This window comes from Microbacterium sp. GXF0217, from assembly GCF_054798195.1.
The window spans coordinates 618,668-641,237 of the sequence record NZ_JBSJZG010000001.1; the positions used below are offsets into that span (position 1 = coordinate 618,668).

A 22,570-nucleotide genomic window follows, 5' to 3' on the forward strand; every position below is an offset into this window, starting at 1 on the left:
CCAGCCTACTCAGCACCCCCTGATCTCACACCTCCCGCGGGTGCCAGCAGAGCAGCAGCGCGACGGCGGCGACGAGGATCGCGGCCGCGCCGACGGCCAGCGGGCCGTCACCGACGGCGAGCAGCAGCGAACCGGCGGCTGCACCAGCCCCCATGCTCACAACGGCCCCCAGCCTCTGGAACCATGCCTGGCCACGCCCTCCCCCGAGGCGGCTGTCCCTCGCGAGGTTCGCGAGCGTATTCGTGACCACGATGGTGGTGACATCGCTGTTGCCCAAAGGCTTGACGGCCGACACCTGCGCCCCCATGGCCGCCGCGAGTGCAGCGGTCATGCCGAGCTCGACGGCGAGCGGCTCAGTTCCGACGAGGAGCCAGAGCAGCGCGACGGCTGCGATCACGAGTGAGCAGCCGAGCAGTGTTCCCAGGGCTCTGCGCTCCAAGTGGTCGGCCCGTCCCCGAGGCACGATCCGTCCGCTGAGGATGGATCCGACGACGAAACCGGCGAGTGCGACGACGTTGTTGAGCAGCGGGATGCCGTCGACACCGGTCGCCGCGAAGCCGATGAACAGCACGTTACCGGTCATGTTCCCGGTGAACACACCGTCGAGCGCGAGATAGCTCACGGCGTCCAGCAGCCCGGTGGCGAACGTCAGGGCGAGAAGAGCGCCGAGGTCGCGCGCAAGCCGCGTCACGCGTCTTCCTCCGAGCGGACCCTGCGATCACTCTCGACCGCGATGGCCTCGCCCACCTCGCGCAGATGATCTTCCATCGCGCGCTGAGCCTCGTCCGGATCTCCCGCGCGCACCGCGACGAGGATCGCGAGATGGCCCGCCGACGACATCGCGCGACCACTGCGGTGGGCATGGGAGTCTCGACGCAGAGGCGTCGTCCACGTCACCACAAGGCGCTGGAGTTCGCTGAGCAACGGGTTGCCTGCAGCGCTTGCGAGCGTTTGGTGGAACGTCGTGTCGAGCTCCAGCGAGCGGGCGGCCGTGATCGGCCCCGTCGACGCGAGAACCAGTTCTTCGAGTGCTGCGATGGAGGCGCTGGTGGCGCGCTGCGCTGCGAGTCGCGCGAGCAGCGGCTCGACCGCGAACCGGAGCTCTGCGACATCATCGTGCCGACCGGCTGAAGCGACGAGCGCATCGAGATCACGTGCCTCGGCTCCGAGTTCTCTCACTCTGGTTCCGCGGCCTCGGGTGCGCTCGATGAGGCGCTTGTTCTCGAGTTCGTGCATCGCCTCCCGAACAGTCGTCCGCGACACGGAGAGTTGCTCGGCCAGCGCGCGTTCAGGGGGCAGCCGCTCTCCTGGCGCGACCGCACCGGTGGCGATGAGGCGCTCGAGGTGAGCCGTCACGGCGACGGACTCCCTCTCGGGACGTCGCGATGGCAGAGGAATCTGCGCTGACATGGTGATCCTTCCGCAAGAATGCCAACAGGCTAGCAGCCCTCGAGGCGTTGGTCAGACCATTAGGCCGATGCTCATACGCAATGTTTCGACGGTGTAAAGACGCCATTACGAGTGATCGAAACGCACATCTCGGGTCGGCTCGTACACATAGTCTGGCGCCAATTGGTCGGACCAATCCGGCCGAATCGTGTCCCTCTCCCGTGACCGGACGCGCTCATCCACCAGACGAAGGACGCCCTCTGTGACGCACACACGCACTCTCAGCATCATCGGAACCGGCGCGGCGCTCGCGCTCGCACTCAGCGGCTGCAGCTCGAACGCGGCCTCCTCGGAGAGCACGACGGACGAATGGGCTGACCTCGCTGCCAGCGACACCTGCTCCACTCTTCGCGACGAGTACCCCGACCTCGTCGGCACGACGAAGACAAACGCACTCAACCCGCATACGCCGGGGTACGAGACCGTGAGCACTGACGACCCGAACACCTACGAGGGGTTCGACATCGACCTCGGCAACGCGATCGGCGCGTGTCTCGGCTTCGCCGTCGACTACGTGCCGGTCGGCTTCGCCGAGATGATCCCGACCGTCGCCAGTGGCCAGGCCGACTGGATCGTCTCGAACCTGTATGCCACCGAGGACCGGGCGTCGGGCGGTGTCGACTTCATCAGCTACTCGAAGGTGTTCGACGGCATCCTCGTCTCCGAGGGCAACCCGAAGCAGATCACCGGGATCGACACATCCCTCTGCGGAACAACAGTCGCGCTGAACAAGGGTTACGTCGAAGTGCCGCTCGTCGAGGCTGTCGGTCCCGAGTGCGAAGCCGAGGGACTCGAGGCCCCGACTGTCAGCCTGTTCGACTCCAGCGCCGACTGCGTGCAGGCCATCCTCTCCGGACGGGCTGACAGCTACATGAACGACATCAACACTGTCATGCGCTACATCGCGGAGCACCCTGACGACCTCGCCTCGGCCGAGACCGTCATGCTCGACTACGAGATCGGCATCGCCGTCCCGCAGGGCGAGCACGACTTCCGCACCGCGGTGGCAGCCGCCATCACGGAGATCCAGGAGCGCGGCATCCAGCAGGAGCTCGCGGCACGCTGGAAGCTGGAGTCGAGCGAGGACGCGGAGCCGGCGATCCTCAGCGTCGGCTGAGCGGACTGCACCGATGGACTTCACCGGTTTCCTCCATTACCTCACGCTGCCGTACCTGCTGGATGGCCTGCTCGTCACGTTGCAGCTGACCGTGTACGGTTTCCTCGGCGGCATGGCGCTCGGCGCACTGCTCGCCGCGATGCAGCTCACCCGTTTCCGCGCTCTCAGCGCGGTGGCCCGGTGCTACACCACGCTGTACCGGGGCACCCCGCTGATCCTGCAGCTCGTGTTCGCCTTCACGGTGCTGCCGCACGCCGGAATCGTCCTGACCCCGATTGTCGCCGGGTCGCTTGCCCTCGCGATGAACGAGGCGACCTTCTTCTCGGAGATCTTCCGTTCCGGCATCCGCGGTGTGGATCAGGTTCAGGGCACCGCCGGCCGCGCTCTCGGCCTCGGCCCGCTGGCTCTCATGCATCGGATCACCGCGCCGCAGGCGTTCCGCCAGATGGTGCCAGCACTCGGCAACGAGGCGATCTCGACCATGAAGAACTCGGCGCTGGCGTCGATCATCGCGGTACCGGAACTGACGCTGAGGACGCAGCAGCTCGCGAGCTCCACGTTCGACTACTTCGAGATCTACGTCGCCACAGCCGTGCTGTACCTGCTGCTGACCGGGGCGATCACACTGCTCCAGATGCTCGTGGAGCGCCGCTCGGCACGCATCACAGGAATCCGGATGCCTCAAGGCCGGCGGGGTCGGCAGACCCGACCAGAGACGCCCTCGACTCTCGTGCAGCGCCCCTCCGATTCCGACGCCGACTCCTCGACGCAGCCCGCCCCGTCGGCGCCTCGGTCAGCGGTGCACCACCGGGGCGCGACGCTCGAGCTCACGGGCATCGTCAAGCGCTACGGCGACCGCACGGTTCTCGACGGCATCGACCTCTCCGCCGCACCCGGCGAAGTCATGGCGCTCCTCGGACCGAGCGGGTCGGGCAAGTCGACGCTGCTGCGGATCATCAACCAGCTGGAGACGCGGAACGCGGGCACTGTGACGGTGAACGGAGCCGAACTGGGCATCGGCGACGCCGGGCGCCGCCATTCGGAGTCGAGACTCGCCGCGGAACGGGTGGATGCCGGGGTTTCGATGGTCTTTCAGAACTTCGCACTGTTCACCCACCTGAGCGTCGCCGAGAACGTCGCGGGGCCGCTGCGCTGGGTGCACGGCTGGTCGCCCGAAGCCGCCGCGGAGCGAGCTCATGAACTCCTCGCGCGCGTTGGACTGACCGAGTTCGCCGATGCGGCACCGTCCGGCTTGTCCGGCGGGCAGCAGCAACGCGTCGCGATCGCACGCGCGATCGCCTCCCGTCCCCGGCTCCTCCTGCTCGACGAACCGACGAGCGCGCTCGATCCGGAACTCGTCGCCGAGGTGCTCCGCGTCATCACGACGCTCGCCCGCGACGAGGGCCTGACCATGATCATCGCCACGCATCAGCTGCGCTTCGCACGCCAGGTCGCGGACACTGCGGTGTTCATGGCCGGCGGGCGGGTGATCGAAGCAGGTCCCGCCGAACAGGTCATCGGCGCCCCCCGCTCTCCCCAGACAGTGACATTCATGACCGCGATGAACGCGGCGGAGGTATGACGATGACGACGAAGATCAGTTATGACCTGACAGGCGCGAGCGGCGTGCCGACGCAGGTGGGTCCGTTCTCGCACGCGACGAGATGGGGGGATCTGCTGTTCGTCACCGGCCAGATGCCGACCATGCCAGGCAGCGGTGATGTGGTGTCCGGCTGCGTCGAGGAGCAGACCGAGCAGGTGCTGGCCAATCTGGATGCCGTGGTCACCGCCTGCGGCGGGCGTCTCGACGACGCGCTCATGGTCCGGGTGTATCTGCGGGACTTCGACGATTACGCGGTGGTCAATGCGGTGTATCGGCGGTGGTTCGGCTCCGTCCTGCCTGCGCGTACCTGCGTCGGCGTGACCGGTCTGGCCGTCGGCGCGCTGATCGAGATCGATCTCATCGTCGGAATCGACGAAGGGACGCATCGATGAGCACCATCCTGGACCCGGGGCGGGGAGTCATCCGCGCCGACCGCTACCTGCCCTGCCGAGTGGACGAGATCGGCTGGGGTTGGTTGCCCACGGCGGCCAGCACGCCATCTCTCACCGTTCGGTCCGGCGAGAGCGTGACAGTGGACACCCTCTCGCACGAGGGTCTGCTCGCCGATCAGGGCCGGGATCCCGTCGCATTCCTCGCCGCCCACGGGCGTGATGACGTGCTGCGGGATGCTGTCGAGCTGGCTGCGAGCGATGTGGCGAACACCGACATCGACGGCCCGCACGTCGTCACCGGTCCGATCGCCGTCGCCGGCGCACGGCGTGGTGACGTCCTCCGGGTGGACATCCGAGCGCTCGATCGTCGCGTGGAGTACGGCTTCATCAGCAACCGGCACGGCTTCGGCGCGCTTCCTGGTGAGTATCCGCTGAACGCGAAGCACACATGGGCACCCGATCTGCATCCCGATTCCGGCACGGTTTCGCATTTCTGCTGGGTCGAGGATGACGGCGACGGTGAGGCGCGCGGCCGTTTCCGCGTCGACGCCGAGCGATCGGCTTCGTTCCGGCTGGCTCCCTTCTTGGGATTGATGGGCGTGGCCGGCGTCGATGACACGCCTGCGCACTCGGTTCCCCCCGGTCCGCACGGAGGCAACGTCGACATCAAGCACCTCGTTGCCGGCACATCGCTCTACCTCCCGATCCAGACCGACGGCGCACTGTTCTACACCGGCGATCCGCACTTCGCCCAAGGGAACGGCGAGGTCGCTCTCACCGCGTTGGAGGCTTCGCTGCGTGCAACCCTCACCCTCACGGTGGTACCGGCGGAGGAGAGCCCCGCGCTGTTCGGAGCACTCACGACGCCGTTCGGGGAGACCGGCGAGCACTGGATCCCGACGGGGATGGCGGCCACGCTCGATGAGGCGATGCGTGCGGCGGTGCGCGAGTCTATCCGCTTCCTCGCGGAACGATTCGACCTCCCGCGGCAATCGGCGCTCGCGTATCTGTCCGCAGCGGGAGACTTCGAAGTGTCGCAGGTCGTCGACGGCGTGGTCGGGGTGCACTGCCTCATCCCGAAGCGGGACTGGCTCACCTGGGTCTGATCTGCACGCTTCAGCCACGTCGAAGCCCCCGCCGGATCACCGGCGGGGGCTTCGACGTGAACGACCCTGGTCGATCGGATCAGGCGTCGAGTCGCAGGAGCCAGCCGTGCTTGTCCTCACGACGTCCGTACTGGATGTCGGTCAGTTCCGCGCGGAGCGACAGAGCGAGCTCGCCGACCGGCTGGGCATCCTCGAAGCCCGCGGTCACGAGGGCACCGATGGGCGTCACGACCGCGGCGGTGCCGCACGCGAACACCTCGACGATATCGCCGGACGCGACGCCGTCTCGCCATTCCTGCAGCGAGACTGCGCGCCGCTCGACCTTGTGACCGCGGTCCTCCGCGAGCTGCAGGATCGAGTCGCGCGTGATCCCCTCGAGGATGCTCTCGGACTGCGGGGTCACGATCGTGCCGTCCTTGAAGACGAAGACGACGTTCATGCCGCCGAGCTCCTCGACGTTGCCGTCCTGATCCAGGAAGACGACCTGATCGCAGCCCTGCTCGTAGGCTTCGGCCTGCGGCAGGAGGCTGGATGCGTAGTTGCCGCCGGTCTTGGCCGCACCGGTGCCGCCCTTGCCCGCGCGGGCGTACGTCTCCGACAGCCAGATGCGCACCGGCTTGACGCCGCCCTTGAAGTACGAGCCTGCGGGGCTCGCGATCAGGTAGTACGCGACCTTCTGCGCCGGGCGAACCCCGAGGAACGCCTCCTTGGCGAACTCGAACGGGCGCAGATACAGGCTCTGGTCCGCACCCGCCGGCGCCCAGGCGCCGTCGACGGCGATGAGCTCGCGCAGCGACTGCAGGAAGTACTCGGTCGGCAGCTCGGGAAGCGCCATGCGCCGTGCGCTGCGCTGGAGACGCTGTGCGTTGCGCTCCGGGCGGAAGGTCCAGATCGAACCGTCCTCGTGACGGTACGCCTTGATGCCCTCGAAGATCTCCTGGCCGTAGTGCAGCACCGCGGCTGCGGGGTCGAGCGGGATCGGCCCGTAGGGCTGAACCCGGGGACGGTGCCATCCGCCCTTGGCCGACCAGCAGATGTCGACCATGTGATCGGTGAAGACGGTGCCGAAGCCCGGCTCCTTGAGCAGCTCGTCGCGCTGCGCCGCCGACTTCGCGGCGAGATTGCGGGTCACGGAGAACTCGAGGGGGGCGAGTCCGGTGTCGGTCAATGTCATGTTCACATCCTGCGTTCGATGCGGCGGGCGCGCGCGTGCACTCAGACTACGCCTGAAGCCGTGCGATGATCGCGTCGCCCGTCTGGCTGGTGGTGCGCGATCCCGCGCGCTGCGCGATGTCCTCCTCGACCGCTCGGCTGATTCGAGCGGATTCGTCGCGCAGCCCGAGGTGGTCGAGCAGGAGCGCAACGGAGAGGATCGCGGCCGTGGGATCGGCCTTCTGCTGACCCGCGATGTCCGGTGCCGATCCGTGAACGGGCTCGAACATCGACGGGAAGTCTCCACGGGGATTGATGTTCCCCGAGGCGGCGAGGCCGATGCCACCGGTGACGGCGCCGGCCAGATCAGTGAGGATGTCGCCGAAGAGGTTGTCGGTGACGATCACGTCGAAGCGGGCCGGGTTCGTGACCAGGAAGATGGTTGCCGCGTCGACGTGCAGATAGTCTACGGCCACGTCGGGGTGCTCCTGCGCCACCGTGTTCACGATGCGCTGCCAGATGCCCCCGGCGTGCACGAGCACGTTCGTCTTGTGCACGAGCGTGAGCTTCCTGTTGCGGCGCTCCGCCAGCTCGAATGCGTACCGGACGACGCGCTCGACACCGAATGCCGTGTTGACGCTGGTCTCGTTCGCGATCTCCTGCGGCGTCCCGGTGCGGATCGAACCGCCGTTGCCGACGTAGGGCCCTTCCGTGCCCTCGCGGACGACGACGAAGTCGATCTCGCCCGGATCGGCGAGCGGCCCTGGCGCTCCGGTGTACAGCTTGGACGGACGCAGATTCACGTAGTGATCCAGCGTGAAGCGCAGCTTGAGCAGCAGTCCGCGCTCGATGTTCGCGTCCTTCAGACGGGGGTCGCCGGGCTGGCCGCCCACGGCGCCCAGCAGGATGGCGTCGTGCGCGCTGATCGACGCCAGGTCGTCATCCGTCAGCGTGTCACCCGTCTCGAGGTAGCGAGCGGCACCGAGCGAGAAGCGGGTCTTCTCGAAGACCACGTCGCTGGATGCCGTGACAGCCTCCAGCACGCGTTCCGCCTCGGCGACGACCTCCGGGCCGATCCCGTCACCGGGGATGACGGCCAGCTTCACGACACGCGACATGACACTCCTTGCATCGGGGATGCCTCCAGCGTACTGGTCAGTGCGTGCGCGACGTGCGCAGTGTGACGGCCGCGATGATGCCGGCCACGACCACGAGGCCTGCGCCGATCAGCGACGTCACCGTCACCCCTGAGCCGAAGGCGGATGCTGCGGCGTTCCAGAGCGCGTCGCCGAGCTCGGTCGGAAGGCGGTGCGCTTCGGTGTACGCCCCGGCGAGCGTCTCGCGCGCGGCATCCGCAGCATCCGAGGGGATGCCGTCCGGGATGACGAGCGAACCGCGGTAGAACGCCGTGATCAGGCCGCCGAGCACCGCGGTTCCGAGTACTGCGCCGAGCTCGTATGCCGTCTCGGACACCGCGCTGGCGGCACCAGCCTTCTCCGCCGGAGCGTTGGACAGGATCAGCTCGTTCGAGATCGTCTCGGCCGCGCCGATGCCGACGCCGAGCACGACGAAGGCGATGATCAGGGGCAGTACGCCGTGCTCCTTGCCGCTGAACGCGACCAGCAGGTACCCGATGACCGAGAACACGAGTGCGGCGGGAACCACCACGTGCGGTGGGACCCTGCGGGAGACCGGCACGACAGCGAGACCCGCGACGATCATGGCGGCCATGCCAGGCACCAGGGCGACGCCCGCCTGCATCGGCGACAGCCCGAGCACGAGCTGCAGGTGCTGCGACACGAAGTAGAGGAACCCGACGAGCGCGACGACGCTGAGCAGATTCACGAGGATCGCTCCGGAGAAGGAGCCCCGGCGGAACAGCTGCATCTCGAGCATGGGAGTGTCGGCGCGCAGCTGCCTGCGCACGAACAGGGTGCCCATCAGGATGCCGAGCGCCGCCCAGGCGCCGGCGCCCCACGTCGGTCCATCCACGGCGAGCGACTTGATCGCGTACACAATCGGGATCATGGTCGCCATCGACAGCGCGATGCTGATCGGATCGATCCGCCCCGGGTTCGGGTCACGACTCTCGGGGACGAGCAGGGGGCCGGCGATCAGCAGCGGGATGAGGACCGGCACGGCGATCAGGAACACGGATCCCCAGGCGAAGTGCTCCAGCAGGAACCCGCCGACGATCGGACCGAGGGCGGAGCCCGCGGAGAACGCGGATGCCCACACGGCGATCGCGAATCGGCGCTGGTCGCGGTTGCGGAAGATCGAGCGCAGCAGCGAGAGCGTCGACGGCATGAGCATGGCGCCGAAGAATCCGAGCAGCGCACGCGCGGCGATGAGCGCCCCTGCGGTCGGGGCGAAGGCGGCGAGCACGGACACGGCGGCGAAGCCGGTGGCGCCGATCAGCAGCATCCTCCGGCGGCCGAACCGGTCGCCGAGCGTGCCCATCGTCACGAGCAGACCGGCAAGCACCAGCGGGTAGACGTCGATGATCCAGAGCTGCTCTGCACCGCTCGGCTCGAGGGCGATCGCGATCTCGGGCAGCGCGAAGCTGAGCACCGTGTTGTCGACCGACACCAGCAGCACGGGGAGCATGAGCACGATGAGCGCCCACCATCCGCGTGCGCCGACGCGCGGTGCGTCCGTCTCCCTGTCGGTCGTCGGGATCGACGCGGTCATCTTCCACCTCTGCGTTCTCTGCGTATTACTAAACCGTCCGGCTGGTATAGTAACAGAATCCGAGCTGATCAGCTCCTGAACAGAGGTGACAGATGCCACGTCCTCCCCTGGCGCGCGAGCGCGTCCTCGACGCCTTCGAGGCGATCCTCATCGAAGACGGTGAGCGCACGGCGACCCTCGAGGCGACGGCCAGGATCGCCGGCGTCTCCAAGGGCGGTCTGCTCTATCACTTCGCGTCGAAGGACGATCTCGCCGCTGCTCTCCTGGACCGGCTCGAGCACCTGACGGACCTCGATCTCGAACGCATGGCGGAGGCGCCGGAAGGGCCAGTGGCCTATTACATCCGCACGTCCGTGATGGAGGACGCCGCGCTCGACCGCGCCCTCATCGCAACTTCACGGCTCGCTCAGGGTGGCAATGCGGTCGCCGCTGACGCGCTGCGCGACGTGCGCCGGCGCTGGGCGGAGACGATCCGCCCCCACGTCCGCGACGAGACCGCGCTCGACCTCGTCATGCTCGTGAGCGACGGGTTGTACTTCAACAACTCCCTGGACGCGAACGGCCCCGAGCGTCTGGTACCGCACGGGCCGCAGCTTCAGGCGCTCATCGACCTCGTCCTGCGCGCCGCCCGCTGACGGCGAACCGCCCGGGTGCAGGCCACCGCCGACGGATCCCCGACCCGTCGACGGTTCGCTTCTGCTCAGCCCTCGGTGATCTCGATCTGGCGGATCACCGCGGCGTCGATTTCGGCGCCGACCTCGGCCAGCAGCTCCTCGGAGACGCGCGAATCCACCGTGAGGATCGACAGCGCCTGACCGCCTGCCTCACGACGGGCGATCTGCATTCCCGCGATGTTGATGCCCGCGTCACCGAACTTCTGGCCGTACACGGCGACGATTCCCGGGCGATCGGTGTACAGCATCACGATGTGGTGCTGATCGAGCGGAACCTCGAGGTCGTACCCGTTGACGCCGACGATCTTCTGCACCATCCGGGTGCCGGCGAGCGTTCCGGCCACGGTGAGCACCGTGCCATCCGCGAGCGCGCCGCGCAGCGTGGTGAGGTTGCGGTACTCGGGGCTGTCCTTCTCGACGATCAGGCGCGCCTCGATACCCCGCTGTTCGGCGAACAGCGGCGCGTTCACGTAGGAGACGTTCTCGCTGACGACGTTGGAGAGAATTCCCTTGAGCGCCGCGAGCTTGTACACGCTGACGTCGTAGTCGGCCAGCTCGCCGCGGACCTCGATGTCGAGGCTCGTGAGGGCCGAGGTCGCGAGCCCGCTGAAGACCTGACCGAGCTTCTCGACCAGGTCGATACCGGGGCGCACGAACGGGTCGATGATCCCACCGGCGACGTTCACGGCATCCGGCACGAGGTCGCCTTCGAGCGCGAGCTTGACCGACCGGGCGACCGAGACGCCCGCCTTCTCCTGCGCCTCATCGGTCGAGGCACCGAGGTGGGGCGTCACGACGACGTTCGGCAGGTCGAGCAGAGCGCGCGCGGAGCCGCCCTCGGCAGGGGGCTCCGAGGTGAAGACGTCGAGTCCGGCGCCGGCGATGTCGCCGGCCACGAGCGCGGCGTGCAGCGCCTCTTCGTCGATCAGCCCGCCGCGGGCGACGTTGATGACGTAGCCGCTCTTCTTCATGGCCGCGAACTGCTCTGCGCCGATCATTCCGGTGGTCTCCGGCGTCTTCGGCATGTGGATCGTGATGAAGTCGCTCTCTGCGACGAGCTCGTCGAACGTGCGCAGTTCGACACCGAGCTGCTGCGCCCTGGCGCTGGTGACATAGGGGTCGTAGGCGACGACCTTCATCCCGAACGCCTGCATGCGCGCCGCGACCAGCGCGCCGATGCGTCCGAGGCCGACGACGCCGAGCGTCTTCTCGAACAGCTCGGTGCCGGTGTAGGCGCTGCGCTTCCACTCCCCCGCAGCCAGCGAGGCGTTCGCGGCGGGGACGTGGCGGGCGAGGCTCAGGATGTGCCCGCAGGTCAGCTCGGCGGCCGAGATGATGTTCGAGGTCGGGGCGTTGACGACCATGACGCCCGCGGCCGTCGCGGCCTTGATGTCGACGTTGTCGAGGCCGACGCCGGCCCGGGCGACGACCTTCAGCTTGGGTGCGTGACGGAGTGCTTCCTCATCGATCCTCGTCGCAGAGCGGATGAGCACGGCATCCGCATCCGTCAGCGCCGAGAAGAGCGCCTCGCGATCCGTTCCGTCGACATTGCGGATGTCGAAGTCGGGGCCGAGGGCCTCGATCGTGGCGGGCGAGAGGACTTCGGCGATGAGCACGACGGGCTTCGGCACAGGTGGATCCTTCAGTGTGAGCGTCACAGCGCGGGTGGGATCGATGCGCCGCACGCCTTCGGGGCGCGATCGATTCCACTGTACCCGAGCACCGATGATGCCCTGCGCCGTGTGACGGCAGGCTCAGGCGAGATTGACGAGAGCATCCATGTTCAGGATGCTGTACCCCACCAGGCTGAGCCAGAACACGGCGACGATCGAGAGGCCGGTGAGCATCACGAGGGCCAGTTCGCCGACGTTGCGACGGCGCCCGATCACCCAGGCGATCGCGAACACGATCGCCGGGAAGATCGCCCCGAACACCAGGGTGACCCAACCGGTGCCGGTGAGTCCGGCCGGCTGGGACATCGCGACGATATGGGCGATCGCGTTCCAGATGGCGTAGGCGTAGAAGAGGCCGCTGAGGCCGACGACAAGAGCGATCAGCCACCCAGGTGCCGGGCGGACGGATGCCGATGCAGGATCGTGCTCGCTCATGATCCGATCGCTCCCACCATCACGAAAGGCCAGGGCACCAGCAGCACGGCCCCCGCGAGAAGCAGCAGGATCCGCACCCAGGCCTGTGCTCCGCGCGTGAGCAGCCAGACCGTCAGCATCCACAGCGCAGGCGCCGCGACCGCGAGGATGAACCACGGCACGTACATCGCGTCGGCGACGATGAGGTTCGCGAGCGGCTTCAGATTCAGCCCGCCGATCAGCCACCCCACTGCGTAGAGCAGATAGACCCCGCCGAAGACACCGACGAACAGCAGCATCACGGGGCTCATCCCCACGGGCTGCGCGTCTTCGTCACCGCCCTGCGGCGCTTCCGTCGGTGCTGCATCCGAGGCCGCCCCGTCCGTCACGACGCGGTCGCTGCCTTTTCCGACGGCGTTCCACCCCTTCGGCAGGTTCGGCTTCTGCGCTGGATGCCCCTCGTCGCCCTCCCAGGAGAGCGCGTCATCCGAATCCGATGTCATGCCTCCAGCGTAGCGATGCCGCGAGCCGTCCCAGTAGGCTCAGGGCCAGCATTCGACGAGGGGAAGCGCACGGTGTCTGAACAGGACAAGGAACCGGTCGTCGCGGCGGCCGAGGCGGGAACCGCAGTGCGCGGCGCCGATTGGACGCCGACGGCGGCGGCGAAGAAGCAGTCGCTGACGTTCCGCTGGATCGCCCTCGGGCTCTGGGTGCTCGCGATCGCCGCAGAAGCCGTCGGGATCTTCTGGCTGCTGCGCCAGCGCGTATACGTCGGCGAGGACGGCACGCTCGTGCGCGATCCAGACACGGGCCTGCTCGAAGAGCAGGGCGTCACGGCGACATTCCCCCAGTGGGCGTTCGTCACCCTGATCGTCCTGCTCGTCGTCATCGCAGCGCTGTCGATCGGCGGATCGCTGCTGTGGAAGAAGGCGAACCGCCTGGATCCGGCGAAGAAGTCGGACACGGTCAGGTTCTTCGTCCAGAACCAGCTCGGTGTGATCATCGCGATCATCGCCTTCGTGCCGCTGATCATCCTCATCTTCCTCAATAAGGATATGGACAAGGGGCAGAAGACGACGGCCGGCATCATCGGCATCGCGCTGGCCGCGATCGCGATTTTCTTCGGCATCGACTTCACACCGTCCTCCGTCGAGCAGTACACGGCCGATCAGTCCGCGGTCATTCAGCTGCTGGGTGAGGACGAGGTGTTCTGGGTCGACGGCGGCCAGGTCTACCATGTCTGCGACGAGGTCTCCGACATCCAGACCGGCAGCGAGATCGTCTCGGGGACGACCGCCGAGGCCGTGGCCGCCGGCAAGATCCGGCTGACGCTGAAGTTCGAGTCCGAGATGGCGACCTGCGGCCTGCCCGTGCCGGAGAACGCCGACGAGATCACCGACGCACTGCGCGCGATCCAGGGCGGTCAGGTCGACACGGTGCTCCCCGCGCCGGTGTGGGCCGACGGCGTCGAGCCGCCGATCACCGTAGAGGATGCGACGGCCGAGCAGGACCAGTAACCGCTCACTTCAGCGCGTCGACGAGGCGCTCCTCGGCGGCGGCGAGATGCTCGGTCAGCAGGTCCGCGGCACGCTCGCCGTCACCATCGGCGACGGCGGCGAGCATCGCCTGATGCTGCGCGGCGATGACCGCGGCATCCAGCAGCCTCCTGCCCTGCACCTGCGCCATGCACAGTCGCACCTCGTCGAGCACGCTCGCGTACATCCGCGAGGTGCGCTCGCTATGCAGCGCGTGGATCAACGCCTGGTGGAAGCGCAGGTCGGGGTCGACCGTCGCGGAATCGGGGCCGGCGGGCATCGCCAGGATCTCGTCATTGGCCTCGGCGGCGGCGGGCGGCACCTGGCGCGTCTGCGCGAGCTCGCGCAACGCGGCGCTCTCCAGCCTGGTCCGCGTCCGGTAGACATCGCGCACGACATCGGCGTCGATCGCCACGACCCGCGCGCTCCGATGCGCTGTGCGCACCAGGAGTCCGGATGCCACGAGCTGCTCGATCGCGGCTTTCGCGCTCGGCCGTGCCACGGCGTACTCCTGCGCCACCATGGCTTCGGTCACCGCAGTTCCGGGGTGGATGTCGCCGCTGAGGATCCTGCCGCGCAGACGCTGCGTGACGGCATCCACGACACCGACGATCTCCAGGACGGGTTCCGGAACCTTCGACATACGAGCCAGCCTACGGCAGACGGCGGATTTCGGTACACTTGTCCGACAATCTGTAGCGAAGGAGCCACTGTGTCCACGACACTCGCCCATCCCCTCGATCCCGCAGTGCTCGGACAGGCCACCACCGTCGCATCCCGCTCGATCGATCGTTTCGCCCGTGCGCACGACGCGTCGCACTACCTCCTCGTTCCGGATGCGGTCCTCACTCCGCAGGATGCCGACGGCGTCGCCCGCGCGTTCGACGCGGTGCGCGCCGCCGGACGCACGCTCACCTTCCGCTCCGGAGGCACCAGCCTGTCCGGTCAGGGCGTCACGGGAGACATCCTCGTCGACACGCGCTCGGCGTTCCGACACATCGCCGTCGAGGACGGCGGTGACATTGTGCGCGTCGGCCCCGGGGCGACCGTGCGGCAGGTGAACACGCGTCTCGCGCACTTCGGGCGCAAACTCGGTCCCGACCCGGCCAGCGAGATCGCCTGCACGATCGGAGGTGTCGTCGCGAACAACTCCAGCGGGATGGCGTGCGGCATCACGGAGAACTCGTATCGCACGATCGACTCGCTCGTTCTCGTTCTGCCGAGCGGAACGATCATCGACACCGGCGCGCCGGATGCGAACGCGCGACTGCGCGCCGCCGAGCCGGCGATCGCCGACGGCCTGCTCGCCCTGCGCACCCGGCTGCTCGCCGCACCGGACGCCGTCGCCTTCGTGCGCGCACAGTTCTCGATGAAGAACACGATGGGTTACGGGCTGAACTCCCTGCTGGATTTCGATGATCCGGTGAAGATCCTCGAGCATCTCGTGATCGGGTCGGAGGGCACTCTCGCGTTCGTGGCGGAAGCGCGCTTCCGCACGGTGCGGGTCCGCCCGCAGATTGCCACCGGCCTCCTGGTGTTCACCACGCTCGCCGACGCGATGGCCGCGCTCCCCCGGCTCGTCGAACAGGGTCTCGCCACGGTCGAGTTGATGGATGCCGCGTCTCTGCGCGTCGCGCAGGGACTGAGCGATGTGCCGGCTGCCATCGCCGAGATCGCCGTCGACGCGCACGCGGCACTGCTCGTCGAGGTGCACGCCTCCGATCAGGATGCGCTCGCCGACGCCGCCGCGACGGCGATCGCGCACTTCGAGACCCTTCCGCTCACGGTCGCTCCGAAACTCACGACCGATGCGACCGAGCGGGCCTCGCTGTGGCACGTGCGCAAAGGCCTGTACACCGCGGTCGCCGGCGCACGGCCGTCCGGCACGACCGCGCTGCTCGAGGACATCGTGGTCCCGGTCGACCGCCTTCTCACCACGTGCGAGCAGCTCATCGAGCTGTTCGCACGCCATCGCTACGACGGATCGGTGGTCTTCGGGCACGCCAAGGACGGCAACGTCCACTTCCTGCTGAACGAGCGCTTCGACGATGCGGAGAGCCTCGCGCGCTACCGCCGGTTCACCGCCGACCTCGTCGACCTCGTCCTCGGGCAGGGCGGATCGCTCAAGGCGGAGCACGGGACGGGCCGGATCATGGCTCCGTTCGTGCGTCGGCAGTACGGTGACTTCCTCACGGACATGATGTGGGACATCAAGCGCCTGCTCGATCCCGTCGGCATCCTCAATCCCGGCGTGGTTCTGTCCGACGATCCGGAGTCGTATCTGCACGACCTCAAGCGCGTGCCGACCGTCGAGAGCGAAGTGGATCGCTGCGTCGAGTGCGGGTACTGCGAGCCGACCTGTCCGAGCAAGGACCTCACCCTCACACCGCGCCAGCGCATCGTGATCCGCCGGGACATGGCCTTGGCGCAGGAGCGGGGCGACACGACGCTGCTGGCGGAGCTGCGCGCCGATTACGACTACGAGGGCGTTCAGACCTGCGCGGTCGACGGGATGTGCGGCGTGGCGTGCCCTGTCGATATCAACACCGGCGACCTCGTGCGCCGGCTGCGCGCCGAGGAAGCATCGAGACTCGAGGAAGGCGTGTGGGATGCCGCGGCGAAGAACTGGGGCGCGGTGACGCGGATCGGGGGCGCGGCGCTGACGATCGCGAGCGCGGTCCCCGCTCCTGTCGTGACCGGGGTGACGAAGCTCGGCCGCGCCGTCCTCGGCGCGGACACCGTGCCGCTGTACGACGCGGCTCTCCCCCGCGGCGGGTCGCGTCCGCCACGACCCGCCGCGCCCGCGGACGCGCAGGCCGTGTTCTTCGGCGCGTGCATCGGGACGATGTTCGGCCCGGAAGGGCACGGCGAGGGCTCGAGGGACGCCGTGCTGGCGCTGCTCGATCGTGCCGGCATCCCGATCGCGATCCCCGACGACACCGGCGGCCTCTGCTGCGGTACCCCCTGGAAGTCGAAGGGCCAGCTCTCGGGGTACGACCGGATGACCGACCGCGTGCTCGCGTCGCTCTGGACGGCGAGCCGCGAGGGCGAGCTCCCGGTCGTCTGCGATGCGGCCTCGTGCACCGAGGGCCTGCACGTTATGCTCTCCAGATCCATCGCAGAGCGGCCGGAGTACGTCGGGCTCGTCATCGAGGACGCCACCACCTACATCGCCAGAGAGGTGCTCCCCCGGCTCAGCGTGACGACGAAGCTCGACCGGATCGCGGTGCATCCCACCTGCTCCACGACCGCGCTCGGCGCGACCGGGGCGCTCACCGATCTGGCTGCGGCCGTCGCCGATGAGGTATACATCCCCGACGGCTGGGGATGCTGCGCCTTCGCCGGCGACCGCGGAATGCTGCACCCCGAGCTCACCGCCAGCGCCACTGCCGTCGAATCGGCCGAGGTGGTGGCCGCCGACGCGGAGCGCGGCGGATTCGACGCCTTCGTGTCCGCGAACCGCACGTGCGAGATCGGCATGAGCCGCGCCACCGGCAAGCCGTACCGCCACGTGGTCGAAGTGCTGGAAGAGCTCACGCGCTGACGTCGGAGACGAAGAACGGGCGCCCCGCGAGGGACGCCCGTTCTGCGGATACTGCGAGGATCAGCGCGCGGCGGAACCCTCGGTGTAGTCCTCGTCGGTCTGCTTCCACGAGAACAGCGAACGCAGCTCGCGACCAGTGACCTCGATCGGGTGCTCCTGCTCCTTGGCGCGCAATGCCAGGAACTCGGTGGCGCCGTTGTCCTGGTCCTCGATGAAGCGCTTCGCGAAGGCGCCGGACTGGATGTCGGCGAGCACGCCCTTCATGTTCTCCTTGACGCGGGCGTCGACGACGCGCGGGCCCGAGACGTAGTCGCCGAACTCGGCCGTGTCGGAGATCGACCAGCGCTGCTTGGCGATGCCGCCCTCCCACATCAGGTCGACGATGAGCTTCAGCTCGTGCAGCACCTCGAAGTAGGCGATCTGCGGCTGGTAGCCCGCCTCGGTGAGCGTCTCGAAGCCGGCCTGCACGAGGTGGCTCATGCCACCGCAGAGCACGGCCTGCTCGCCGAACAGGTCGGTCTCGGTCTCCTCGGTGAAGGTCGTCTTGATGACGCCGGCGCGGGTGCCGCCGATGGCCTTGGCGTAGGCCAGTGCGACGTCCCATGCCTGGCCGGACGCGTCGCGCTCGACGGCGATGATGTCCGGGATGCCGCGGCCGGCGACGAACTCGCGGCGCACGGTGTGGCCTGGGGCCTTCGGGGCGATCAGGATCACGTCGACGCCCTCGGGCGCATCGATGTAGCCGAAGCGGATGTTGAAGCCGTGCGCGAAGGCGAGGGTCTTGCCCGCTGCCAGGTTCGGCGCGATCGACTCGGAGTAGATCGTGCGCTGGTGCTGGTCCGGCGCGAGGATCATGATCAGGTCGGCCCATGCGGTCGCGTCGGCGACGTTCTTGACCGGGAAGCCGGCCTCCTCCGCCTTCGCGATGGACTTCGAGCCGTCCTTGAGGGCGATCGCGACCTCGACGCCCGAGTCGCGCAGGTTCATCGCGTGGGCGTGGCCCTGCGAGCCGTAGCCCACGATCGCGACCTTCTTGCCCTGGATGAGCGACAGGTCGGCGTCGGCGTCGTAGAAGATCTCAGTACTCACTTGTATTTCTCCTTGGTGGTGGTCTGGGTGGTCAGCCGCGCAGAACGCGTTCGGTGATGCTCTTGCCGCCGCGCCCGATGGCCAGCAGGCCGGACTGCGACAGCTCCTTGATGCCGAAGGGCTCGAGCGCGCGCAGGATCGCCTCGATCTTGCCCTTGTCGCCGGTGACCTCGACGACGACCGCATCCGATGCGTAGTCGACGACCGACGCGCGGAACAGGTTGACGATCTCGATCACGTTCGAGCGCGTCGCGTTGTCGGTGCGCACCTTCACGAGAACGTGATGGCGTTGCACGGACGTGGCGAAGTCGAGTTCGACGATCTTGATGACGTTGACGAGCTTGTTGAGCTGCTTCGTCACCTGCTCGAGCGGCAGCTCCTCCACGTCGACGACGACCGTGATGCGCGAGATTCCCGGCACTTCGGTCACGCCGACGGCGAGGGATTCGATGTTGAAGCCGCGGCGGGCAAAGAGACCGGCGACGCGGGTCAGCAGGCCAGGGGTGTCCTCCACCAGGAGGCTCAGCACATGAGTGGACATGTCGTCAGATCTCCTCTTCGAAGGACGGCGCGTGGTCGATCGCGTACTGGACGTAGCTGTTGCTGACGCCCTGCGGCACCATCGGCCACACCATCGCGTCAGCGGACACGACGAAGTCGATCACGACCGGTCGGTCGTTGGTCTCCAGCGCCAGCTTGATCGCGGCATCCACATCCTCTTCCTTCTCCACCCGGATGCCGAGGCAGCCGTATGCTTCGGCGAGCTTGACGAAGTCGGGAATGCGGATCGTGCCGTGGCCGGTGTTCAGGTCGGTGTTGGAGTGCCGACCGTCGTAGAACAGCGTCTGCCACTGGCGCACCATGCCCAGCGAGGAGTTGTTGATGATCGCGACCTTGATCGGGATGTTGTTGATCGCGCACGTGGCGAGTTCCTGATTGGTCATCTGGAAGCATCCGTCGCCGTCGATCGACCACACCACGCGGTCGGGCTCCGCGACCTTGGCGCCCATGGCCGCGGGCACGGAGTAGCCCATCGTGCCGGCACCGCCGGAGTTCAGCCACGAATTGGGGCGCTCGTACTTGATGAACTGGGCCGCCCACATCTGGTGCTGGCCGACGCCGGCCGCGTACACGGCCTCGGGGCCGGTGAGCTCGCCGATGCGCTGGATCACGTGCTGCGGCGACAGCAGCCCATCGGAGGTGGGCTGGAAGCCGAGCGGGAACTCGTCGCGCAGACCGTCGAGGTAGGACCACCATTCGTCGGTGTCCGGCTTGTCGGCGCCGATCGTGCTGCGGAACGCGGTCTCGAGATCGACGAGCACCTCGCGCACGTCGCCGACGATCGGGACATCGGCCGCACGGATCTTGGAGATCTCGGCCGGGTCGATGTCGACATGGACGACCTTCGCGTTGGGGGCGAACAGCGCGGCCTTGCCCGTCACGCGGTCGTCGAAGCGCGCGCCGAGCGCGAGGATCAGGTCCGACTCCTGCAGCGCGAGCACGGCCGGAACCGTACCGTGCATGCCGGGCATGCCGAGGTGCTGCGGGTGCGAGTCGGGGAACGCTCCGCGCGCCATCAGCGTCGTGACGACGGGCGCACCCGTGGTCTCAGCGAGGCTCTTGAGCTCTGCAGACGCGCGGCCGCGGATCACGCCGCCGCCGACGTACAGCACCGGCTTCTTGGCCTCGGCGAGCAGATTGGCCGCAGCCTGGATCTGCTTGCCGTGCGCCTTCGTCACCGGACGGTAGCCGGGGAGGTCGATCCTGGGCGGCCAGACGAACGGAGCCTTGGCCTGCTGGGCATCCTTCGTGATGTCCACCAGCACGGGCCCAGGGCGTCCCGTCGACGCGATCTCGAATGCCGCGGCGATCGCGCCGGGAATCTCGTTCACGTCTTTCACGAGGATCGAGTGCTTGGTCACGGGCATCGTGATGCCGACGATGTCGGCCTCCTGGAACGCATCGGTTCCCATCAGCGTGGAGAAGACCTGGCCGGTGATCGCGACGATCGGCACGGAGTCCATGTACGCGTCCGCGATCGCGGTGACGAGGTTCGTCGCACCGGGGCCCGAGGTCGCGATGGTGACGCCGACCCGGTTCGAGGCGGAGGCGTACCCTTCCGCCGCGTGCCCACCGCCCTGCTCGTGGCGCACGAGAATGTGCCTCAGCTCGGTGGAGTCGAGCAGGGGGTCGTAGACCTCCATGATCGCGCCGCCGGGGATTCCGAACACGTCGGTGACCCCGAGCAGTTCGAGCGAGCGGACGACGGCCTGGGCGCCGGTGAGTTCTGGGGCTGCGGCCTGACGGGCCGGCGGCCGTGGCACGGCGGACACGGATTCAGCAGTCATGTTGATTTCCTTGGATCTGATGAGCGACGTCGGTGCGAGACGAGGAAGTCTCGGAAGGGCGAGGACTCAGCCGGTCGTCGCTCCCTCGGCTGCGGAGCGCACGAGGGCTGCGAACTTGGCAAGAACGCCACGGGTATAGCGCGGGGGAAGCGGCTCCCAGCCAGAGCGGCGGGAGGCGAGCTCCGCCTCGTCGACGAGTAGGTCGAGAGTGCGAGCTGCGATATCGACCCGTATCAGATCACCATCGCGCACGAAGGCGATAGGACCTGCGTCCACCGCTTCGGGTGCTATGTGGCCGATGCACAGGCCGGTTGTGCCGCCTGAGAATCGTCCGTCCGTCAAGAGTAGTACATCTTTTCCGAGCCCAGCGCCCTTGATGGCTCCGGTGATCGCGAGCATCTCGCGCATGCCGGGGCCGCCCTTGGGGCCCTCGTACCGGATGACGACCACGTCACCGGCCTGGATCGAGCCCTCTGCGAGCGCATCCATCGCGGCGCGCTCGCGCTCGAACACGCGTGCTGGTCCTTCGAAGACGTCAGCGTCGAAGCCGGCCGATTTCACGACGGCGCCGTCCGGCGCCATCGAGCCGTGCAGAATCGTGATGCCGCCGGATGCGTGGATCGGGTTGTCGAACGTGTGGATGACCTCGCCGTCGATCGGGTCGGGGTCGAGGTCGCGGAGGTTCTCCGCGATGGTTTTGCCGGTGACGGTCAGCGCGTCGCCGTGCAGCAGGCCTTCGTCGAGCATGGCCTTCATGATGACGGGGATGCCGCCCTGACGGTCGACGTCGTTCATCACGTACTTGCCGAACGGCTTCATGTCGGCGATGTGAGGGGTCCGGTCGCCGATCCGGTTGAAGTCGTGCAGGTTCAGCTCGACCTGGGCCTCGCGGGCGATCGCGAGCAGGTGCAGCACGACGTTGGTCGAACCGCCGAGCGCCATCGCGAGGGCGATCGCGTTCTCGAAGGATTCCTTGGTCAGGATGTCCTTCGTCGTGATCCCCTGACGGAGCAGGTTCACCACGGCTTCGCCGGAGCGGTGCGCGAACTGGTCGCGCCGACGGTCGGCCGATGGCGGCGCCGCGGAGCCGGGCAGGCTCAGTCCGAGCGCCTCCGCGACGGACGCCATGGTGTTCGCCGTGTACATGCCGCCGCAGGCGCCCTCGCCGGGGGCGAACGCGCACTCGATGCGCTTGAGGTCCTCTTCGCTCATCCGACCGGCGCGGCATGCGCCGACGCCCTCGAACGAGTCGATGATCGTGATGTCCTTCTCGGTGCCGTCGGACAGCTTCACCCAGCCAGGAGCAATTGACCCGGCGTACAGGAACACGCTGGACAGCCCGAGCCGGGCGCTGGCCATGAGCATCCCAGGGATCGACTTGTCGCAGCCGGCGAGCAGGACGGAACCGTCCAGGCGCTCGGCCATCATGACCGTCTCGACCGAGTCGGCGATCACCTCACGGCTCACGAGCGAGAAGTGCATGCCTTCGTGGCCCATCGAGATGCCGTCCGAGACCGAGATGGTGCCGAACTGCAGTGGATAGCCACCGCCGGAGTGCACGCCCTCCTTCGCCCCCTGCGCCAGACGATCCAGGCTCAGGTTGCAGGGCGTGATCTCGTTCCAGCTCGACGCGATGCCGATCTGGGGCTTGTCCCAATCCGCGTCGCCCATGCCCACTGCGCGGAGCATGCCGCGCGACGTGGTCGCTTCGATCCCATCCGTGACCACGCGACTGCGGGGCTTGATGTCGACGGACGCGTCCGAGGATTGCTGCGAGGCCATG

The 22,570-nt window shown here is 67.9% G+C and carries 20 protein-coding genes; 7 read left to right on the forward strand and 13 right to left on the reverse strand.

All coding sequences use genetic code 11. The annotated features are described in order from the left end of the window. Window positions 1-25: 25 nt before the first annotated feature. Together ACWAT3_RS03140 and ACWAT3_RS03145 are read right to left on the reverse strand one after the other, a co-directional pair. Window positions 26-691 carry a YoaK family protein gene (locus ACWAT3_RS03140; protein WP_460795786.1) on the reverse strand — a complete coding sequence of 222 codons (666 nt, stop codon included), beginning with the start codon at window positions 689-691 and terminating at the stop codon, window positions 26-28. Beyond that, entirely contained in the window at window positions 688-1,410 is a 723-nt protein-coding gene (locus ACWAT3_RS03145) for a FadR/GntR family transcriptional regulator (RefSeq protein WP_460795787.1), read from the reverse strand. Before ACWAT3_RS03145 ends, ACWAT3_RS03140 begins: the two co-directional genes overlap by 4 nt. A 241-nt stretch (window positions 1,411-1,651) precedes the next feature. On the opposite strand from ACWAT3_RS03145, the gene ACWAT3_RS03150 reads away from it, so the two are divergent. From ACWAT3_RS03150 to ACWAT3_RS03165, 4 genes are read left to right on the forward strand one after another with little or no spacing between them, the layout of a single operon-like run. Then, window positions 1,652-2,566, forward strand: a complete 915-nt coding sequence (locus ACWAT3_RS03150) for an ABC transporter substrate-binding protein (RefSeq protein WP_460795789.1) — start codon at window positions 1,652-1,654, stop codon at window positions 2,564-2,566. 13 nt (window positions 2,567-2,579) lie between these two features. Then, entirely contained in the window at window positions 2,580-4,148 is a 1,569-nt protein-coding gene (locus ACWAT3_RS03155; RefSeq protein ID WP_460795791.1) for an amino acid ABC transporter permease/ATP-binding protein, read from the forward strand. A 2-nt stretch (window positions 4,149-4,150) separates the two neighbouring features. Beyond that, on the forward strand, window positions 4,151-4,561 hold the full coding sequence (locus ACWAT3_RS03160; RefSeq protein WP_460795793.1) for a RidA family protein: 411 nt from the start codon (window positions 4,151-4,153) through the stop codon (window positions 4,559-4,561). Continuing rightward, window positions 4,558-5,667, forward strand: a complete 1,110-nt coding sequence (locus tag ACWAT3_RS03165) for an acetamidase/formamidase family protein (RefSeq protein ID WP_460795794.1) — start codon at window positions 4,558-4,560, stop codon at window positions 5,665-5,667. Before ACWAT3_RS03160 ends, ACWAT3_RS03165 begins: the two co-directional genes overlap by 4 nt. 79 nt (window positions 5,668-5,746) lie before the next feature. Here the strand turns inward: ACWAT3_RS03165 and ACWAT3_RS03170 are convergent, their stop codons facing one another. The 3 genes from ACWAT3_RS03170 to ACWAT3_RS03180 are packed head-to-tail and all read right to left on the reverse strand — an operon-like array spanning window position 5,747 to window position 9,510. Continuing rightward, window positions 5,747-6,841 (reverse strand): branched-chain amino acid aminotransferase, encoded by a 1,095-nt coding sequence (locus ACWAT3_RS03170; protein WP_460795796.1) that lies wholly within the window; start codon window positions 6,839-6,841, stop codon window positions 5,747-5,749. Window positions 6,842-6,887: 46 nt separating this feature from the next. Continuing rightward, window positions 6,888-7,937: a 3-isopropylmalate dehydrogenase gene (locus ACWAT3_RS03175; protein ID WP_460795798.1), complete on the reverse strand. Its 1,050-nt coding sequence runs from the start codon at window positions 7,935-7,937 to the stop codon at window positions 6,888-6,890. Window positions 7,938-7,974: 37 nt separating this feature from the next. Next, the gene (locus ACWAT3_RS03180; RefSeq protein ID WP_460795799.1) at window positions 7,975-9,510 is read right to left on the reverse strand and encodes an MFS transporter; all 1,536 of its coding nucleotides are present in this window, start codon (window positions 9,508-9,510) and stop codon (window positions 7,975-7,977) included. Between the two features lie 92 nt (window positions 9,511-9,602). On the opposite strand from ACWAT3_RS03180, the gene ACWAT3_RS03185 reads away from it, so the two are divergent. Next, window positions 9,603-10,145 (forward strand): TetR/AcrR family transcriptional regulator, encoded by a 543-nt coding sequence (locus tag ACWAT3_RS03185; RefSeq protein ID WP_460795801.1) that lies wholly within the window; start codon window positions 9,603-9,605, stop codon window positions 10,143-10,145. Window positions 10,146-10,210: 65 nt separating this feature from the next. On the opposite strand, the gene serA is transcribed toward ACWAT3_RS03185, so the two are convergent. The 3 genes from serA to ACWAT3_RS03200 form a co-directional block, all read right to left on the reverse strand. Then, window positions 10,211-11,815: a phosphoglycerate dehydrogenase gene (gene serA, locus ACWAT3_RS03190; RefSeq protein WP_460795802.1), complete on the reverse strand. Its 1,605-nt coding sequence runs from the start codon at window positions 11,813-11,815 to the stop codon at window positions 10,211-10,213. 123 nt (window positions 11,816-11,938) lie between these two features. After that, window positions 11,939-12,292 carry a hypothetical protein gene (locus ACWAT3_RS03195; protein ID WP_460795803.1) on the reverse strand — a complete coding sequence of 118 codons (354 nt, stop codon included), beginning with the start codon at window positions 12,290-12,292 and terminating at the stop codon, window positions 11,939-11,941. Then, a complete protein-coding gene (locus tag ACWAT3_RS03200; RefSeq protein WP_460795804.1) occupies window positions 12,289-12,774 on the reverse strand; it encodes a hypothetical protein in 486 nt (161 codons plus the stop codon). Before ACWAT3_RS03200 ends, ACWAT3_RS03195 begins: the two co-directional genes overlap by 4 nt. Before the next feature lie 72 nt (window positions 12,775-12,846). Between ACWAT3_RS03200 and ACWAT3_RS03205 the strand changes: the two genes are divergently transcribed. After that, complete coding sequence (locus ACWAT3_RS03205) at window positions 12,847-13,788, forward strand: hypothetical protein (protein ID WP_460795806.1); 942 nt, start codon at window positions 12,847-12,849, stop codon at window positions 13,786-13,788. 4 nt (window positions 13,789-13,792) lie between these two features. Here the strand turns inward: ACWAT3_RS03205 and ACWAT3_RS03210 are convergent, their stop codons facing one another. Further along, window positions 13,793-14,449 (reverse strand): GntR family transcriptional regulator, encoded by a 657-nt coding sequence (locus ACWAT3_RS03210; protein ID WP_460795807.1) that lies wholly within the window; start codon window positions 14,447-14,449, stop codon window positions 13,793-13,795. A 69-nt stretch (window positions 14,450-14,518) separates the two neighbouring features. Between ACWAT3_RS03210 and ACWAT3_RS03215 the strand changes: the two genes are divergently transcribed. Continuing rightward, window positions 14,519-17,350 carry an FAD-binding and (Fe-S)-binding domain-containing protein gene (locus tag ACWAT3_RS03215; protein ID WP_460795809.1) on the forward strand — a complete coding sequence of 944 codons (2,832 nt, stop codon included), beginning with the start codon at window positions 14,519-14,521 and terminating at the stop codon, window positions 17,348-17,350. Between the two features lie 60 nt (window positions 17,351-17,410). Here ACWAT3_RS03215 and ilvC read toward each other — a convergent pair whose 3' ends face one another. The 4 genes from ilvC to ilvD form a co-directional block, all read right to left on the reverse strand. Further along, window positions 17,411-18,439, reverse strand: a complete 1,029-nt coding sequence (gene ilvC / locus ACWAT3_RS03220; RefSeq protein WP_460795810.1) for a ketol-acid reductoisomerase — start codon at window positions 18,437-18,439, stop codon at window positions 17,411-17,413. Between the two features lie 31 nt (window positions 18,440-18,470). Continuing rightward, window positions 18,471-18,980: an acetolactate synthase small subunit gene (ilvN, locus tag ACWAT3_RS03225; protein ID WP_460795812.1), complete on the reverse strand. Its 510-nt coding sequence runs from the start codon at window positions 18,978-18,980 to the stop codon at window positions 18,471-18,473. A 4-nt stretch (window positions 18,981-18,984) separates the two neighbouring features. Next, window positions 18,985-20,787: an acetolactate synthase large subunit gene (locus ACWAT3_RS03230; RefSeq protein WP_460795813.1), complete on the reverse strand. Its 1,803-nt coding sequence runs from the start codon at window positions 20,785-20,787 to the stop codon at window positions 18,985-18,987. Window positions 20,788-20,853: 66 nt separating this feature from the next. Beyond that, window positions 20,854-22,569, reverse strand: coding sequence for a dihydroxy-acid dehydratase (gene ilvD / locus ACWAT3_RS03235; protein ID WP_460795815.1), 1,716 nt, complete (start codon window positions 22,567-22,569; stop codon window positions 20,854-20,856). Window position 22,570 lies beyond the last annotated feature (1 nt).

Bases quoted from the DNA above. Each gene is read 5' to 3' on its own strand.
- ACWAT3_RS03145 (WP_460795787.1), bottom strand. From the start codon at position 1,410: ATGTCAGCGCAGATTCCTCTGCCATCGCGACGTCCCGAGAGGGAGTCC.
- ACWAT3_RS03155 (WP_460795791.1), top strand. From the start codon at position 2,580: ATGGACTTCACCGGTTTCCTCCATTACCTCACGCTGCCGTACCTGCTG.
- ACWAT3_RS03160 (WP_460795793.1), top strand. From the start codon at position 4,151: ATGACGACGAAGATCAGTTATGACCTGACAGGCGCGAGCGGCGTGCCG.
- ACWAT3_RS03165 (WP_460795794.1), top strand. From the start codon at position 4,558: ATGAGCACCATCCTGGACCCGGGGCGGGGAGTCATCCGCGCCGACCGC.
- ACWAT3_RS03170 (WP_460795796.1), bottom strand. From the start codon at position 6,841: ATGACATTGACCGACACCGGACTCGCCCCCCTCGAGTTCTCCGTGACC.
- ACWAT3_RS03175 (WP_460795798.1), bottom strand. From the start codon at position 7,937: ATGTCGCGTGTCGTGAAGCTGGCCGTCATCCCCGGTGACGGGATCGGC.
- ACWAT3_RS03180 (WP_460795799.1), bottom strand. From the start codon at position 9,510: ATGACCGCGTCGATCCCGACGACCGACAGGGAGACGGACGCACCGCGC.
- ACWAT3_RS03185 (WP_460795801.1), top strand. From the start codon at position 9,603: ATGCCACGTCCTCCCCTGGCGCGCGAGCGCGTCCTCGACGCCTTCGAG.
- ACWAT3_RS03195 (WP_460795803.1), bottom strand. From the start codon at position 12,292: ATGAGCGAGCACGATCCTGCATCGGCATCCGTCCGCCCGGCACCTGGG.
- ACWAT3_RS03200 (WP_460795804.1), bottom strand. From the start codon at position 12,774: ATGACATCGGATTCGGATGACGCGCTCTCCTGGGAGGGCGACGAGGGG.
- ACWAT3_RS03210 (WP_460795807.1), bottom strand. From the start codon at position 14,449: ATGTCGAAGGTTCCGGAACCCGTCCTGGAGATCGTCGGTGTCGTGGAT.
- ilvN (WP_460795812.1), bottom strand. From the start codon at position 18,980: ATGTCCACTCATGTGCTGAGCCTCCTGGTGGAGGACACCCCTGGCCTG.
- ACWAT3_RS03230 (WP_460795813.1), bottom strand. From the start codon at position 20,787: ATGACTGCTGAATCCGTGTCCGCCGTGCCACGGCCGCCGGCCCGTCAG.
- ilvD (WP_460795815.1), bottom strand. From the start codon at position 22,569: ATGGCCTCGCAGCAATCCTCGGACGCGTCCGTCGACATCAAGCCCCGC.